Origin of the sequence: Paenibacillus terrigena DSM 21567, assembly GCF_000374845.1 — a bacterium.
Taxonomy (GTDB): Bacteria; Bacillota; Bacilli; order Paenibacillales; family Paenibacillaceae; genus Paenibacillus_K; species Paenibacillus_K terrigena.
Genome location: NZ_KB895413.1, coordinates 111,834 through 127,296 on the forward strand (window position 1 = coordinate 111,834; position 15,463 = coordinate 127,296).

Here is a 15,463-nt window from a genome sequence, read left to right on the forward strand (position 1 = left end):
CTGGCCAATGCCATTTATCTCTAGAATGTACTATCGAGAATAATGAAGAGATGGTAAGCATTCTGCTAATATCATCCATACTTCTAATGGGAATGGTATAATAAGGAGAATATTGGGTTGATCGGCATATGAACAATAGAATCATAACAGACAATGGGGGCGGTGCAATGCTGCAATTCGCAGGATATCAGTTTGTTGAATGGATCGGAAGCAACGAGGAGATTATTCTATGCCGAATGATTATGATAGAAGACAACATATGTGTGATTGCCAAAACAACCCGGGATACTTATCCAGGCTCGTCGATGATTGCCGCTTTTCAAGAGGAATATGATCTTCTCTGTCATTTCGAAGGGAATGGATGCGTTGAACCGTATGCATTCATTATGGATGGCGAGCGTCCCGTCCTCATGATGCGGGATCATGGCGGGTTCACGATGGCTCATCTGCTGCATTCTTCGGGTTGTGATCTGAAACTAAGGGACCGGATCGTCATTGCACTTGGTGCTGTTGATTGCTTGCTACAGCTACATCAAGAGAGAATCACGCATCAGGAATTGACTCCATTGCATTTCATCGTGAATCCTGATACGCATGAAGTCGCGATTGCCGATATCCGCATGAGCACAAGCCGTGAAGGCGGAACACCCTTGCGATTCGATGCGAGACTAGATTCCCTGCTCCCATACATCTCTCCTGAGCTGACAGGCAGGACGGGACTGATGCCTGATCATCGATCTGATTTCTATTCGCTTGGGATCGTGCTCTATGAGTGGTTTACAGGCACGCTGCCCTTTTCGCCGCGCGATGCAGCGGATACCGTCTACCATCATTTGGCCAGTAAGCCAGAACCGATGAAAACAAAAGATTTAACCATTCCGTATATGTTATCGGCGATTGTCGACAAATGTATGGCCAAAATGCCGGAGGAAAGGTATACCAGTGCATACGGATTAAAATATGATTTGGAACAATGCTACAGAAGTTATTGCGAATCCGGTCAGATCGAGCCCTTCGTCCTTGGAAGTAAGGATCTGCCGGATCGGAGACTTGCTGGAGATGGCTTCTATGGGAGGAAAATGGAGCAAGCTCGGCTGCTTAAGGCGTTAAAGCGAGCCGCAGCGGGATCAACGGAGATTGTCTGGGTAAGCGGGAGCGGCGGGATTGGTAAAACGTCGTTCGTGAATGAAACTTTCCGTGCTTCTGGGGTATGTTATGTCGGTTCTTGCAAATATGATCCGCACCATACCGCCTTACCCTACGAAGGATGGATTCAAATGATCAATCATCTCGTAGATCAAGTGCTCATCGAAGATGATCTGCTTGTCGATGTATGGAAGCTGCGTATAGCCCATGCTGTAGCAGGTTATGGTCAATTGTTGATCGAGCTTGTTCCTCGACTGGAATTATTGATCGGGAAGCAGCCAACTGTCGCACCGCTCCCAGCCGTTGAGGCGAAGCAGCGGTTCCATGTGGTCTTGGTTCGGTTTATTCAGCTATTTCTGCATCAGGAGCATCCACTCGTGTTGTTTCTGGATGACTTGCAGTGGAGCGACGATGAGACGCTGCAATGTCTAAGGTCTCTGTTAGAGGATCGAGAGACAAGACAATTGCTCGTGATTGGGACGTATCGCGACGATGTTGTTCAAGACACCTCTCCATCTCCTCTACAATCATTGCAAGAGCATGTGCAATCCCGTGCGAGACAAGCGGAACATATTCGACTGACCTCGCTAAGTATAACTGATTTGCAGCAACTGCTCGGTGACGCGATGCAAGTTGAACAGGAGGATACGAAGGAATTGGTTAAGATCCTGCGCCACAAGACGATGGGTAATCCGTTTTTTGTGAGGCAATTTTTGCAGGATTTAGTGGATGCTCAATATATCTATCTACACGAGCCCAGCCGGAAGTGGCAATGGGATCTGGAGAGAATTACCGAGATGAATATCGCGGATAATGTGGCTGCTTACATATCGGATAAGTTATTACATTTACCTACGGAGACTGTATTCGTGATTGGAAGAGCTGCGATCCTTGGTCGTAAATTCAATCTGGACATGCTCGCCGCCCTAACGAATCGGACGCCATCGCAATGCTCTGAAGCGCTGCAAATTGCTGTGCACGAGCAGCTGCTTCAAGTGATTGGTGAGGAACGACTGACTTATATGTTCCAACATGACCGGATTCAACAGTCCGCCTACTTACTCGTGTCTGATGCCGAACGATCATCTGTTCATTTGCAAATCGGACGGTTGCTAGCTGATCGAATGAAGGAAGGTCATGAGGAAGTTCTTTTTGAAGCGGCAAATCACTTTCATTTGGTATCGGAACAGATCATCATGGATTCAGAGCATCGCCTTCTCGGCGCAGAACTGAGCTTGCAAGCAGGATTGAAGGCCAAACAATCGACTGCGTACGAGACGGCCCTTGGTTATTTGCGAAATGCAACGGATCTACTGGGGGAAGAAGGATGGGAATCTCATTATGCATTGACCCTTCAAGCTTTTCAAGAACGGGCGGAAGTAGAATTTCTATGTGCGCATTTCGCTGAGGCAAACGATCTGTTTCATCTGCTGATACGCAAAGCGGTATCCGATCTGGAGAAGGCGCGTGTCTATAAAATGAAGATTCAAATTGAGGCGAATCGTGACAACTATGATGAAGTGATTGCGTTAGGTCGCACAGCGCTGAAATTGCTGGGAATGAATCATCATTTTAACCCAAGTACGATCGAATTGCTGGCTCATTGGCTAAAGGTGAAGCGTAAATTAAGCAGGCAAACATTGGATTCACTCCAGCGATTACAGACGATGACAGATGAGAAGCTTCAACTGGCGATGTCTATTCTAGTACATATCACGAATGCCTTGTTCCTAACCAATAAGAAGGGTTGGCTCGCATGCACTTTAATCTTGATTCAAATGACGCTTGATGAGGGGATGTCACCCGAAGCATCGATTGGATTTGTTGGATATGCTCTTTTCACGTATTATATGTTCCATCAGAAAGAAGAGGCTGCCAAGTGGGGAATGCTTGCTTGCGAATTAGCGAAGCCTCACTCCGTATTGTATGTGAAGGTATTAACTTCATTTTCGCTTTGTTTTGATAGTTGGCGCCAATATGCACCTTCGTTGCTGGAGACATTTTCGAGGCAGGCAGGTTATGTCGGTCTAGAATCCGGGGATCTATGGCATAGCAATCAGAGTGTATTAATTCATTGCAGCATATTATTGCATTACGGTCATCCGCTGGGAGATATTTATGCGCGATTGATTGCACATGGCCGGAGCATTCGGCGCAATAATAACAGCCTGCACTGGAAGCAAGCTGCAGTATTTGCGGCCCTGCTTGTTCGATTAACTGGTTACCGCTCACCGGATGATCCTTACGCAGAGACGGACGTCTTGATTGCAGACTTTGCAGAATCATTGCATGGGGATCCGACGCACTTGGTTCAAGAGCTTGTATGCACGCTTCAATATTTGCCAGGATATGTGTTCGGTCAATACGAGGAAGCGAAGGCAGCATTGGCAAAGGCGGCTGCGATTATTGCATCGCGATCTCCTTTTGAGAGCGATAATATGGTTCATTATTTATACGAATCTCTTGTGTGGGCGCAATTCTATGAGGGGGCTAGCCTTAAGGAGCAGCGTGAATATATGGCGAAGCTGCGTAAACGAATGGTTATGTATCGGCGATATGCGAAGCGAAGTCCAGCAAATTATGCGCATAAATACTTATGGATTCAAGCTGAGATCGCGCGTCTGAAACGGCAGAACAAACAGGCAGAGCTTCTATACGAGCAAGCAATCGAACAGGCGAAATCGAATGGGTTAATCCATGATCTTGCGATGATTGCAGAGGGTTATGGGCGATATGGTCTTCGTCATGGGAGACAGCAGCTGGCCAAAATGTATATGACGGAAGCATATGAAGCGTATTCGCAATGGGGAGCACATGCCAAAGTGGCTGATTTAGAGGAGAAGTATCCACACCTCTTGCAAGTGAAGCGTGAATCGGAGCTTGCGCGAATCGATTATCTCTCCGTCGTTAAATCTGCACAGGCATTGTCCGGTGAGATGGAAATGAATCGGCTGCTGCATACGTTAATGAACATCATGCTGCATAATGCAGGGGCGGAATCAGGTGCGATTATTTTCGCTCAAGAAGGAAGATGGGTCGTTGAAGCTTATGGGTCGGTAGAAGAAATGAACATCGCGTCCATTTCGTTACAAGATGCATCCGATATCCTTCCGGTTGCGATGATCGGATATGTCGCTAGAACAAGAGAGGAATTGGTTCTGCATGACGCTTCGAATGAAGGGATGTTCATGCAAAATGCATACATCAGCAGCAATAAGTTGAAATCCGTGCTTTGTCTGCCGATATTGCATCAGAATAAACTGATTTGCCTGCTCTATATGGAGAATAAGCTTGCTCCTGGTGTCTTCACTTCGGATCGATTGGATGTGCTTAAGCTCTTAGGTTCTCAGTGTGCCATTTCAATTAAGAATGCGCAGCTCTATTCGGGGATTCAATATTTGAAAGATCATCTTGAACAGCAAGTGGAGGAGCGAACTCGAAGTCTGGAGCGATCCATGCGCGAGACGGCGGCGGCGCTCTCTGAGATGTCCGTCTATGCGGAACGGAATCGCATTGCACATGATATTCACGATATTGTCGGGCACACATTGACCTCGACGATTCTCCAGATTGAAGCAGGTAAGCGATTGCTGAACAAAGATCGGGAAGAAGCTTCGAAACGGTTGAAGGAAGCGCAAGATCTTGTACGTCACGGTCTCCATGAAATTCGAAGTTCGGTGCATATGTTGAAAGAGGACAAATATTATGACCTTGTTCAAGCGCTGCATCAGCTGATCGAAGAGACGCAGCGGAACATGGGGGCTGTTATACACGCCTCTATCGGTATGCTTCCTGAGCTAACATTATCGTATAAGAAAACCATATATCATGCTGTGCAAGAAGGGCTGACGAATGGTATTCGACACGGTGAGAGCAAGGAATTCTATTTCACCCTGGAGTACGTAAAATCGGTGATTAAAATGAAACTTAAGGATTGCGGTATTGGTGCAAATGAGATCCATTTAGGATTTGGACTCACGGCAATGCGTGAGCGGGTGGAGCAGCTCGGCGGCCAATTTGTCGTCGATTCTGAACCTGACCAAGGTTGTCTATTGCGAATAGAATTACCTTATTCGATGCGAGATACAGGGGGGGGTGGATGCCTATGATTCGAATATTGATCGCAGATGATCAACTGCTGACGAGGGAGGGTCTTCGGACGATCCTTGATTTGGAGGAGGATTTCGAGGTCATTGGTGTCGCAAAGAATGGACAAGAAGCCTGTGAAATGGCGGAAGCGCTCAGGCCGGATATCGTGCTGCTTGATATCCGGATGCCAGTGATGGATGGAATCACGGCACTCAAGCATATCAAGGGATCTTGTCCGGAGACAGCCGCGCTCATTCTCACGACGTTCCTTGAGGATGAATATATCATTGAAGGGATGGCGAATGGCGCCAGCGGTTATATGCTTAAAGATATGGATGGCGATAAGATGATTGCGTCAATCCGGGATACCGTGACCGGACAATTCATCCTTCCAGCTGCCGTCGCGGCCAAATTAGCAGCGAGAATGTCGCGATTTGCACAGGATATGGCGTATCGTGAGCGTTCAGAGCTTGGGCGAATCAGTCTGACGGAACGCGAGAAGGAGCTTGCCCAGCACATGATGAGAGGGTTGAATAACCGGGAAATTGCGGAAGCATTATTCATCGCCGAAGGTACGGTTCGTAATTATATTAGTAATCTATATGGTAAATTAGATGTGGTGGATCGTGCGCAAGCGATTGTTCGGCTCCAGAGTCTCTTGTAGAATGTGCAGAAGTTTGTTAATTGGAAGAGGGAGGTCTCTTAGAGACCTCCCTCTTCTGCTATGGCGAGTCGATTATATGATGCGTTTGCGCAGCCAACCGGATACGAGGTCAGTCAGGATAATCAGTAGGATAATGCCGAGCAGAATGATACCGACGCGGTTCCAGTTCCGTACTTGAAGCGCGAAAATCAACGGTGTGCCGATCCCACCAGCGCCTACGAGACCAAGTGTCGTCGCAGACCGGATATTGATCTCGAAGCGATAAATCGAATAGGACAAAAACTGCGGGATAACTTGCGGCAGAACGGCGTACCGCAAAACTTGAAGGCGATTTGCACCACAGGCGAGCAGGGCTTCCTCGGGACCAGGATCAATGTTCTCAATCGTCTCGGCATAGAGCTTGGCCAACATGCCAATTGAATGGATTCCGAGCGCGAGAACACCCGCAAATGAGCCGGGACCGACGGCCTTGATGAACAAGATCGCTACGATAATTTCGGGAAATACGCGAATGATGCTAAGTACGACTTTACCACTGCCCGAGACGGCCCACTGACGGCTCATATTGGAGGAGGCCCAGAATGCGAAGGGAATGCAGGTTACAGCCGCAACAACGGTTCCTAGTATTGAGATGACAAGGGTATCGAGCAAGCCTCGCAGCAAATCTTCACCTTCAGGAATATAGACGAAGGACCAATCCGGATGCAGGAAGCCAGTAAGGATGGATTTCGAGACCGATCCGGCTGTCTTCTGTAATCCTTCGAATTGCATACCTTGAATGGCCCAATAATAGATGGCAATCATTAATGCTGCAATCACCCAGAAGCGAATGCGTGAACTGATGGGTCTCTGCAATGTATCTGTATCTAGTTTCATAGCAATTTCCTCCGTATCACAGCACTGCCGTAATCGATCATGAGAACGATGGCTAGCGTCAATAGAATAATGATAGATGCCCGGTCATAACGGAATAGACCAAGTGCACGATCGAGCAGCAGTCCGATCCCGCCGGCACCGACAAGTCCAAGCACAGAAGCTGCTCTGACGTTGACCTCGAAGGTATACAGGAAGTAGGAGACGAAGTAGGGCAATGCCTGCGGCATGACGCCGAAGATGATCAATTGGATCCGGTTGGCCCCGACAGCGGTCATCGCTTCAAGTGGTCCTGGATCGATGGCTTCGATGGCTTCAAAGGTCAGCTTCGCGATAATACCGAACGAGAAGAATACAAGCGCCAGCATCCCGGCAAAAGGACCAATCCCGAATATCGCCACGAATACGGCGGCGAACAGCAGATCAGGGATTGTCCGTACAAGATTTAGGATCATGCGCATCGGGATCGATATCCATCGATTGGGCGTGAGGTTGTAAGCGCACAATAGCGCAACAGGAATCGCAAGCAAACCGCCAATCGTCGTTCCCATGATCGCGATTTGGATGGTTTCCAGCATGGGTCCCCAAATGGTCGGCAGGTAGCTCCAATCCGGCGGGAACATTTCTTGCAAGAGTGAGCCCATCTGTGGTAAGCCGACAACTAACTGATAGGGTGTGACCTCAGTACGAATGGAGCATGCGATCAGTACGAAAATGAATAGCAGCCATGTGGCGAGTCGTTTGTAACGATCGATTAACGGTGCATTGGACGATGGTTGATGTGCTGAAGTCTGTGATAAAGAAGACCTCATGATACACCTCCAACTCCAAGTAGTTCATCCTGAAGGATTGGCCGACCATAAATTTCGGCGAAGACCTGATCCGTTGCTTCTGCCGGCGTACCGTCAAATACCACTTCCCCGGCCCGTAGTCCGATGATCCGAGTCGCATATTCGCGTGCCAAGTCAATAAAATGAAGGTTAATGATGGTTGTAATGTTCATTTCTTGGTTTATACGCTTCAAGTCGTCCATCACTTGGCGTGTGGTCAGAGGATCGAGTGATGCAACAGGTTCATCTGCAAGAATGATCCGAGCTTCCTGTGCCAAGGCGCGAGCAATGGATACGCGCTGCTGCTGCCCACCGGATAATTGATCTGAACGTATATAAGCCTTCTCGCGAATGTTGACCCGTTCGAGGGCATGAAGTGATAGCTCGACATCTTCCTTGGGAAAAAGACCGAACATCGTCTTGAATGTAGAGTGGTAACCGACGCGCCCGGACAACACGTTACGGAGGACAGTGGATCTTTTGACAAGGTTGAAGCTCTGAAAGATCATTCCGATATCTCGACGTATCCGGCGAAGCTCACTGCTTGTGGCACGCGTGACGGATTTGCCATTTACCTTGATCTCGCCAGCTGAGATGTCGTTCAATCGGTTAATGGAACGCAGCAGCGTTGATTTGCCTGCGCCGGACGATCCGACAATGACCACCAGTTCGCCTTCATGTATCGTCAAGTTCACATTTCGAAGTCCTGCTGTTCCATTAGGATACGTTTTGGATACGTTCTCGAAAGTAATCATTTTCGTAACACTCGCTCTCTATCAATATAGTGTAAATAGAAACAACACCGTCATGAAGGTTCATGAACGGTGCTGCTCCGTGTTCGCTTACTTAATTTCTTGGCCCACGGCTTTTGCGTACTCGCGCACAGGCTCAAAGTTCTTGTCGTCACCTTTGACATAACCTACATGCGTGTAAATATCTTTGATGATTTGAGCACCTTCAGTATCATTCGTGATATCGATAAACGCTTGGCTGATCTTGTCTCTCCAGCTTTGGTCCATATCGTTACGAACACTTACGGTATCGTTAGGGATCTTCGCCGTGAAGTGAAGCACACGAGTCTTCTCGAATACGTCCGGAACGTCTTTCGCTACCGTATTCCGTGCGTCTTGGAAGTTAGCGACAGCATCGACTTGACCGTTCAGAAGCGCCATCAGCGCTGCATCATGACCTTTAATCGTTACCCCTTGAACATCCTTGTCTGGGTCGATTCCAGCTTGTTTCAATTCAGCGGCTGGGAAAACATATCCGGCGGACGAAGTTACGTTCTGCCAACCTATTTTTTTACCTTTCAAGTCAGCGAGTGTCTTGATTGGAGAATCTTTCATCACAACGATCATTGCTTTATAGAAATCAACTTTCTCCGTCGTCGGTTGACCTGTTGCATCATCTACGCCGAAACGCTGTGCTTGGAGTAGAAGATCTACCGCCTTCTTATTATCGTGTGCCAGAACATAGGCGTTTGGAGGCAGGAAGCCGACATCGACTTGCTTCGAAGCCATGGCCTCGACGATTGTATTGTAGTCAGGTGAGACAGAGACATGAACCGGAATGCCAAGGCGGTCGCCGAGCAATTTCTCCAGCGGCTTCGTCTTCGCTTCAAGCGTATCGGCATTTTGTGATGGGACGAACTGTACGTTAAGTTCTTTTGGAACGTAGGCCGTGCTTGCTGCTGAACTTGAGGAATCGGCATTCACAGTCGTTTCGCTGCTTGCATTTTTGGATCCACATGCGGCAAGGCCTGTCGCCAGGATAATCGTCATGCAGATGGTCATTGCTTTTTTGAACATGTTCAAGTTCCCCTCCAGGATTCATATATATTCTATTAGCATCTATCAGATGGATTCATCTGACATATAGGAGCGTAACATAGTGCAAAGATGCAAGGGTTAACTGGGATGGGCATTTGTGTAAAATGAATATGAAAAATGGGGAAGATTGTTATCGGACTGTAAGATGTGAATTCCATGTAAATTACAAGCGATGAAAAACAAGTTATAGTAGGTATAAAACGATGCAATGACGGAGTGCCAGAGAGGGGAATGACGAAGCGTATGGACAATATAATACGTAAGGAGCCGTTGATTACGCTGCGAATTTTGGAGACAACAGACGTGCATGCGAATCTGATGGATTATGACTATTACAGAGATGTCCCAGCCCCTGAGCTTGGTCTTGTGCGGACGGCTTCGCTGGTGCATGAGGCTCGGGCTGAAGTTTCTAATACATTGCTTGTAGATAATGGGGATTTGATTCAAGGTACGCCGCTTGGCACTTATTTTGCGAAAATCAATCATGAAATTGAACAGCGTTCGATACATCCTGTCTATTCCATCATGAATGCGATGGGATATGATGCGGCGACATATGGCAACCATGAGTTTAATTATGGACTGGATTATTTGGAGCAAGTGGTTGGTGACGCTGATTTTCCTTATGTCAATGCCAACGTATACGTTGCCGAAGGGACAGAACGTATCAACAAATTCCAGCCCTACGTCTTGCTGAAAAAACCTTGTATCGATCAACATGGTACGGTCCATGAACTTATGATCGGAGTGATCGGTCTTGTTACGCCGCAAATTATGGAATGGGACAAGGCGAATTTGGAAGGGAAAGTAACGGTAGACGATATCGTCAAGACGGCGGCGGATTTCGTGCCGAGGATGCGATCGGAGGGGGCTGATGTTGTCGTCGTTTTGGCACATACAGGCTTTGATGGAGCGGATACGGGGGGACAGGGTGCGGAGAATACGGTGTTGTCGCTTAGTCAAGTCTCTGGAATCGATGCCATCACGTTCTCACATACACATAAGGTGTTCCCGACGAGAGATTTACAGTCCTTAGACATTTCGTTCAAAGATGCGCAGGGAAATCCGTTGCCTGATATAGATTATAAGAAAGGGACCATTCATGGCGTAGCGGCAGTTCAGGCCGGTTATGGCGGGGCTGAATTAGGTGTCATTGATTTGACTCTTGCTTGGCGCGAGGGCAGGTGGACGGTCGTTGATTCGCAATCTCATAACAAATCGATTTATGACAGGAAAACAGGAGAGCCGCTCGTATTCCCTGATTCGCGATTGGTAGAATGCATTGCGTCAGCGCATCAAGCAACGGTAGACTATGCGAACGCGCCGATCGGGATGACAAGTGAACCGATCTATAGTTATTTTGCGTTTGTACAAGATGATCCGTCGATTCAAATGGTGACGAACGCGCAGACGTGGTATGCCAAACGTTATATCGAGACACATCGGCCGCAGGACAGGTACTTACCGATTCTATCGGTTGGCTCGCCTTTTAAGGCTGGGAGGAACGGGCCTTCCGAATACACCGATATCGACGCAGGTCCGATTGCGATTAAGAGTGCTAGTGATTTGTACTTGTATGACAACCTGCTAAAGGCCGTCAAAGTCAAAGGAGCAGTAGTTCGGGAATGGTTGGAAATGTCAGCAGGTGCTTATAACCAAATTGATCCTTCGAATCCAGAGGAGCAACCGCTGCTTAACCCATTGTACTCCGTCTATAACTTCGATATTATCGACGGCGTAACCTATGAGATTGACGTGACCCAACCAGCCAAATACAATCCAGACGGTACAATCAACGACGCGAATGCCTGTAGAATTGTCAATTTGAAGGTGAACGGCGTACCGATTGAACGGAATGATGATTTCATTGTGGTCTCGAATAACTATCGGGTTTATGGCGGCGGCAATTTCCCAGGCATTCTAGGCGCAGAGGTGGTCATCGATTCCGCAGATGAGAATAAGCAAGTGCTGATGGACTATTTGCTTCAAGAGAGACATCTCGATCCTACTGCAGATCACAATTGGCGAATTGCCTCCATTGAAGCTCCAGTGAAAGTTACGTTTAGAAGCGCACCGGCCGCGGTGAAGTACTTGGATGACATGCCTCGTATTCAATATACGGGAAGGCTCGATGACCAAGGGTTTGGTATTTATACGCTTGATTTGCGCTGATCAACATAGAAGACCTTAGACATTGTCTAAGGTCTTTGTTGCTGTTCATCCTATCGTGAGGATTCCGATTAGGATGAAGATCGATCCAGCAAGTATCATAATAAATCCTAAGTACCTCGCTATAGACAGATACGTATCGCTTGGTTCGGAATCGCTATTCACCATCCAGCGTTCTTTCGGCCGCCATGTGATGGATGGATATGTATATCGGAGTATGCCAATCGCAAGAAAGATGATGCCGATAAAAATGATCATTACGCAACTCTCCTCCATTTTTGTCCATTATTTGCATAAAAAAATCAACTCATCTATGGTAAACTAGGAATAGATTTCCTTCCAAATACTAGAATATCATCCGGTTTTGGTATGTGAAAGTGGCAGGAATATTTTGATTGAAGTGGAGGGAGTGTGGAACTTGGAGCTTACGTATAAAACTTATGAATCAGCTGATCCAATCCCATACGATTTATTATTACTTGCAGATCCATCGAAAGAAATGGTGGATGATTATTTTCGACGCGGACATTGTGTGCTAGCTTATTGTGGAGATCGCCTTGTTGGCGAGTTCGTCCTCATTCCAACGCGGCCGGCTACGGTAGAAATTGTGAATATTGCAGTCGATGATGGCGCCCAAGGCCAAGGGTTCGGGAAAAGATTAGTGAAGCAAGCCATCCAAGAAGCCAAGCGGCTTGGTGCGAAGACCATCGAGATTGGAACGGGGAACTCAAGCGTGATGCAGTTGTATTTGTACCAGAAATGCGGCTTTCGGATTGTGGGTGTTGATGTGGATTTCTTCGTACGACATTATGAGGAAGCGATTGAGGAGAATGGCATTCCGTGTCGTGATATGATCCGGCTTGCTTTGGATATCCATCATGAATAGGCAAGTCGATCTAGGAAGAAGGTGGGGATGCAGATGATCGAGTGTCCGTGGTGTCATGAAGAAGTTACGATCAAGCACGGGAGATGCCAGCGTGCAAGAAGAAGCTGCATGAGATTTCAGACGAAGATTTTGAAGAAACTCAGGATCCGTTGATGCTAGATGAGGACGAGGAAGAGGTATTCGAAGAATGCAGTGTCGTGGATATGATCGAAGATCGCTTCAAATGCGCAAAGTGCAAGGGTACCGCTTGTAGTACGAAGGAAGTCGCCATGACAAGAACAGGACTTAGTAAATTGTTCGATATTGAACACCATCACTTTCTATTTGTCTCCTGTCTGGTATGTGGATTCGTTGAGATCTATGATCCAGACGTGCTTGAAGGCCATAAGACAGGACAGCTCAGCACCGTCATGGATATTCTATTCGGCGGGTAGTAGTTGAAAGCTCTAGAAGGGAATAAATCATAGGACGAAGAGAGGTTAGAAAGTGAACTTTCAGTATAAGCTCTTTTCTATCATTATTGGGATATCTTTTCTCATCTATCTAGCAGGGTATGCTTTGATGCTGTCCGTCATTCGGGTTCTGGACATTACAATTTCTTGGGGATCTCTAGGTATCGTCATTTTGCCTGGGATCGTCTGGTTCATTCTCTTACGGTATTGTTGGGATAGGGTTGATACTAGACGCTGGGGGAGGAGAATGATTAGCGGAAGTGCTGTTCTAGCTATGCTGGTTACGTTTGTACAGCTTGCATCCAATGAATATTATTCCCATTTCAACGCTGCGCGGTGGCTGAGTGATCCAGAAAGTCGGGTTCGTATGGTGTCTGATTTATTAAGCACACGCGATCTTAAGGGGCTGAAGCGACACGAGGTCGAGGAAGTGCTCGGGGCACCGACGGTTTTAACGTATCGTGACCAATCCACTCAACTAACGTATCGCCTCGGATTAGAACGAAGTGTTTTCAGTTTGGATCGTTCTTGGTTACTGCTCGATATGGAGCAAGATTGTGTCATCGATGTTCGAATAACAACAGGTTAAGTATGCAGAAAAAGGGGGGTGTTCCTTGCAGAATAGGCCGCAAGTGATCTTCGATGTCGCAGGTGTACTCATTTCGAACTTCTCCCCGCAGTTCTGGGATGAGATTGTGACTTATGCCGAGGAGCGTTCAGCGACGGATTTGCGCAGACATTTCAAGTCAGAGCTCCGACAGGATTTGTGGAGCGGGGCTGTTCCGGATACGGCGTTCTTCACGTGGATCTCGGCCCAAATCCCCGCTGTACACGCCCAAGAAGTGGAGCGTATCCTTCTCATCTCGTACCGTTGCCCGCCATGGAACGTCTATCACGATGGAGCCAGTCGGCAGATCTTCATCTCCTCACGAATCATCGCACAGAGTGGATTACTCCTCTACTACACCCCGTTCAACGTTACATCACCAGTATGACCGTTTCAAGTGAGACGGGGTACTGCAAGCCAGATCAACGGATGTTTCAAAGTGTTCAAGAGAAGCTTCTTAGGAACGGATCTATTCTTTATGTGGATGACCAGCAGAAGAACTTCGCACCTGCTATAGCCTTAGGTTGGCGTACCTTATTATCCGATGAGACAGGCGATTGGATGACACGTGTGGAAGAACTTTTATTATAGATAACCATTTACAAGAGCTGCCATTGTACTTGAAAAGGAGAGATGCAAGTTGAGAATTGCATTTGTTTTGTTTGACGGTGTGACATTTTTAGATTTTGTTGGATTCTATGATGTGATTTATAATTTGAATCAATTCGAATCATCCAAGGGCGTCACCTGGGATATCTGTGGATTGACAGACGAAATTACAGACGAGCTCGGAATGAAGGTGAAAGTCCAGAAAATTCGGCCGCATCTGGCAGACTATGATATGGTGTTCGTGCCCGGTGGCCTAGGGACGCGGAAGCTTCGATTCGATGAGACATTCGTGAGTTGGCTGCGCGAAGCGCAAGATGTGAAATATAAAGTATCAGTCTGTACGGGATCGTTACTTTGGGGAGCAGCAGGCGTCCTGCAAGGCAAAAAAGCAACAACGCATCCAAGAGCATACGATCTGCTAACGGAATATTGTGATGTCATTCAGGAGCGGATTGTCCGAGATGGCAACGTCATCACAGGTGGCGGAGTAGCGACCTCGATTGATCTAGGCTTATACATCATAGAATGGTTAGCAGGGGTAGACGCGATGCTTGAAGTAAAGCAGCAATTGGATTATCCGTATGTGCCACCGAAGGTGGTCGAGTTCATTTGAAGCCAATGATTTCCGATGCAGAGCTCATGAAGATTCAAGCGAGAACCCTCTATCGATGGAATGCAGAGGAGAGGATAACGGGAATAAATGAGGGTGACTTTTCCGGGGCGCCGCTGTTGTTCATAGGAAAGACGCAGGATCGTATCCAGTGTTACTACCATCAGCAGATGTCTGATTCGTTAGTAACCGAGTTGGAGGAAGCGATCTGCGATCCTATCTCCATCAACCAGCTCTGCCGTATCATTGAACAGTATCATCCCATTCAGAACATCTGGATGGGTCCTGCCTATGTTTACACGGGGCATTCTACCCCTCGGATGGAAGATCAACGTATCGTACAGATTACGCAGAACAATAGCCTATTACTAGAAACGTATTTCGCAGAGCTGCAGGATGTGATTGAAGCCAAAAGCCCAGTCTTCGGATACGTGGTAGAAGGCCAAGCCGTCTCTGTCTGCTGTAGTGCGAGAACTTCGGAGGTGGCGTCAGAGGCAAGTCTTTATACAGCCGAGCCGTTTCGTGGAAAAGGATATGCGTCACGCGTCGTCTCTCGGTGGTGTGAGCATCTTCATGCGCAAGGGCGAATTGCGCTCTATAGTACATCATGGGATAATATCGGTTCACAGCGTATTGCGCAGAAGTGTAAACTCGTTCCCTACGGGGCTGATTTTAGTATTTATATGTAATGGCTATCTA

15 protein-coding genes are annotated in these 15,463 nt (G+C 47.4%); 10 read left to right on the plus strand and 5 right to left on the minus strand.

Features of this window, described 5'->3' with window-relative positions:
* Window positions 1-128: 128 nt before the first annotated feature.
* Both C558_RS0104450 and C558_RS0104455 read left to right on the plus strand, forming a co-directional pair.
* Window positions 129-5,255 carry an AAA family ATPase gene (locus tag C558_RS0104450; protein WP_245583728.1) on the plus strand — a complete coding sequence of 1,709 codons (5,127 nt, stop codon included), beginning with the start codon at window positions 129-131 and terminating at the stop codon, window positions 5,253-5,255.
* Entirely contained in the window at window positions 5,246-5,899 is a 654-nt protein-coding gene (locus C558_RS0104455; protein WP_018755032.1) for a response regulator transcription factor, read from the plus strand. Before C558_RS0104450 ends, C558_RS0104455 begins: the two co-directional genes overlap by 10 nt.
* A gap of 72 nt (window positions 5,900-5,971) precedes the next feature.
* Here the strand turns inward: C558_RS0104455 and phnE (C558_RS0104460) are convergent, their stop codons facing one another.
* The 4 genes from phnE (C558_RS0104460) to C558_RS0104475 all read right to left on the minus strand — a co-directional run bounded on the left by phnE (C558_RS0104460) (window position 5,972) and on the right by C558_RS0104475 (window position 9,410).
* A complete protein-coding gene (gene phnE / locus C558_RS0104460) occupies window positions 5,972-6,775 on the minus strand; it encodes a phosphonate ABC transporter, permease protein PhnE (RefSeq protein WP_018755033.1) in 804 nt (267 codons plus the stop codon).
* Window positions 6,772-7,584 carry a phosphonate ABC transporter, permease protein PhnE gene (gene phnE, locus C558_RS0104465; protein ID WP_018755034.1) on the minus strand — a complete coding sequence of 271 codons (813 nt, stop codon included), beginning with the start codon at window positions 7,582-7,584 and terminating at the stop codon, window positions 6,772-6,774. The genes phnE (C558_RS0104460) and phnE (C558_RS0104465) overlap by 4 nt, the downstream gene beginning before the upstream one ends.
* On the minus strand, window positions 7,581-8,357 hold the full coding sequence (gene phnC, locus C558_RS0104470) for a phosphonate ABC transporter ATP-binding protein (RefSeq protein WP_018755035.1): 777 nt from the start codon (window positions 8,355-8,357) through the stop codon (window positions 7,581-7,583). The genes phnE (C558_RS0104465) and phnC overlap by 4 nt, the downstream gene beginning before the upstream one ends.
* 87 nt (window positions 8,358-8,444) lie before the next feature.
* A complete protein-coding gene (locus C558_RS0104475) occupies window positions 8,445-9,410 on the minus strand; it encodes a phosphate/phosphite/phosphonate ABC transporter substrate-binding protein (protein ID WP_018755036.1) in 966 nt (321 codons plus the stop codon).
* A 264-nt stretch (window positions 9,411-9,674) separates the two neighbouring features.
* On the opposite strand from C558_RS0104475, the gene C558_RS0104480 reads away from it, so the two are divergent.
* Window positions 9,675-11,603: a bifunctional 2',3'-cyclic-nucleotide 2'-phosphodiesterase/3'-nucleotidase gene (locus C558_RS0104480; protein WP_018755037.1), complete on the plus strand. Its 1,929-nt coding sequence runs from the start codon at window positions 9,675-9,677 to the stop codon at window positions 11,601-11,603.
* A 45-nt stretch (window positions 11,604-11,648) separates the two neighbouring features.
* Here C558_RS0104480 and C558_RS0104485 read toward each other — a convergent pair whose 3' ends face one another.
* The gene (locus C558_RS0104485; RefSeq protein WP_018755038.1) at window positions 11,649-11,858 is read right to left on the minus strand and encodes a DUF6199 family natural product biosynthesis protein; all 210 of its coding nucleotides are present in this window, start codon (window positions 11,856-11,858) and stop codon (window positions 11,649-11,651) included.
* A 160-nt stretch (window positions 11,859-12,018) separates the two neighbouring features.
* Between C558_RS0104485 and C558_RS0104490 the strand changes: the two genes are divergently transcribed.
* From C558_RS0104490 to C558_RS0104520, 7 genes are all read left to right on the plus strand, one after another.
* Entirely contained in the window at window positions 12,019-12,486 is a 468-nt protein-coding gene (locus tag C558_RS0104490) for a GNAT family N-acetyltransferase (RefSeq protein WP_018755039.1), read from the plus strand.
* An 83-nt stretch (window positions 12,487-12,569) separates the two neighbouring features.
* Window positions 12,570-12,920, plus strand: a complete 351-nt coding sequence (locus tag C558_RS0104495) for a zinc ribbon domain-containing protein (RefSeq protein ID WP_018755040.1) — start codon at window positions 12,570-12,572, stop codon at window positions 12,918-12,920.
* 52 nt (window positions 12,921-12,972) lie between these two features.
* On the plus strand, window positions 12,973-13,527 hold the full coding sequence (locus C558_RS33605) for a hypothetical protein (protein ID WP_156825992.1): 555 nt from the start codon (window positions 12,973-12,975) through the stop codon (window positions 13,525-13,527).
* 25 nt (window positions 13,528-13,552) lie between these two features.
* A complete protein-coding gene (locus tag C558_RS30365) occupies window positions 13,553-13,933 on the plus strand; it encodes a hypothetical protein (protein WP_018755042.1) in 381 nt (126 codons plus the stop codon).
* A gap of 41 nt (window positions 13,934-13,974) precedes the next feature.
* A complete protein-coding gene (locus C558_RS33610) occupies window positions 13,975-14,136 on the plus strand; it encodes a hypothetical protein (protein ID WP_018755043.1) in 162 nt (53 codons plus the stop codon).
* A 49-nt stretch (window positions 14,137-14,185) separates the two neighbouring features.
* Window positions 14,186-14,767, plus strand: coding sequence for a DJ-1/PfpI family protein (locus C558_RS0104515; RefSeq protein ID WP_018755044.1), 582 nt, complete (start codon window positions 14,186-14,188; stop codon window positions 14,765-14,767).
* Window positions 14,768-14,772: 5 nt separating this feature from the next.
* Window positions 14,773-15,453, plus strand: a complete 681-nt coding sequence (locus C558_RS0104520; protein WP_245583750.1) for a GNAT family N-acetyltransferase — start codon at window positions 14,773-14,775, stop codon at window positions 15,451-15,453.
* Window positions 15,454-15,463 lie beyond the last annotated feature (10 nt).

Excerpts from the sequence above, each read along its gene's own strand:
- phnE (WP_018755034.1), bottom strand. The coding sequence starts at position 7,584 with ATGAGGTCTTCTTTATCACAGACTTCAGCACATCAACCATCGTCCAAT.
- C558_RS0104485 (WP_018755038.1), bottom strand. The coding sequence starts at position 11,858 with ATGATCATTTTTATCGGCATCATCTTTCTTGCGATTGGCATACTCCGA.
- C558_RS0104520 (WP_245583750.1), top strand. The coding sequence starts at position 14,773 with ATGATTTCCGATGCAGAGCTCATGAAGATTCAAGCGAGAACCCTCTAT.
- C558_RS0104480 (WP_018755037.1), top strand. The coding sequence starts at position 9,675 with ATGGACAATATAATACGTAAGGAGCCGTTGATTACGCTGCGAATTTTG.
- C558_RS33610 (WP_018755043.1), top strand. The coding sequence starts at position 13,975 with ATGTTTCAAAGTGTTCAAGAGAAGCTTCTTAGGAACGGATCTATTCTT.
- C558_RS0104475 (WP_018755036.1), bottom strand. The coding sequence starts at position 9,410 with ATGTTCAAAAAAGCAATGACCATCTGCATGACGATTATCCTGGCGACA.
- phnE (WP_018755033.1), bottom strand. The coding sequence starts at position 6,775 with ATGAAACTAGATACAGATACATTGCAGAGACCCATCAGTTCACGCATT.
- C558_RS0104450 (WP_245583728.1), top strand. The coding sequence starts at position 129 with ATGAACAATAGAATCATAACAGACAATGGGGGCGGTGCAATGCTGCAA.
- C558_RS0104495 (WP_018755040.1), top strand. The coding sequence starts at position 12,570 with ATGCCAGCGTGCAAGAAGAAGCTGCATGAGATTTCAGACGAAGATTTT.
- phnC (WP_018755035.1), bottom strand. The coding sequence starts at position 8,357 with ATGATTACTTTCGAGAACGTATCCAAAACGTATCCTAATGGAACAGCA.
- C558_RS0104455 (WP_018755032.1), top strand. The coding sequence starts at position 5,246 with ATGCCTATGATTCGAATATTGATCGCAGATGATCAACTGCTGACGAGG.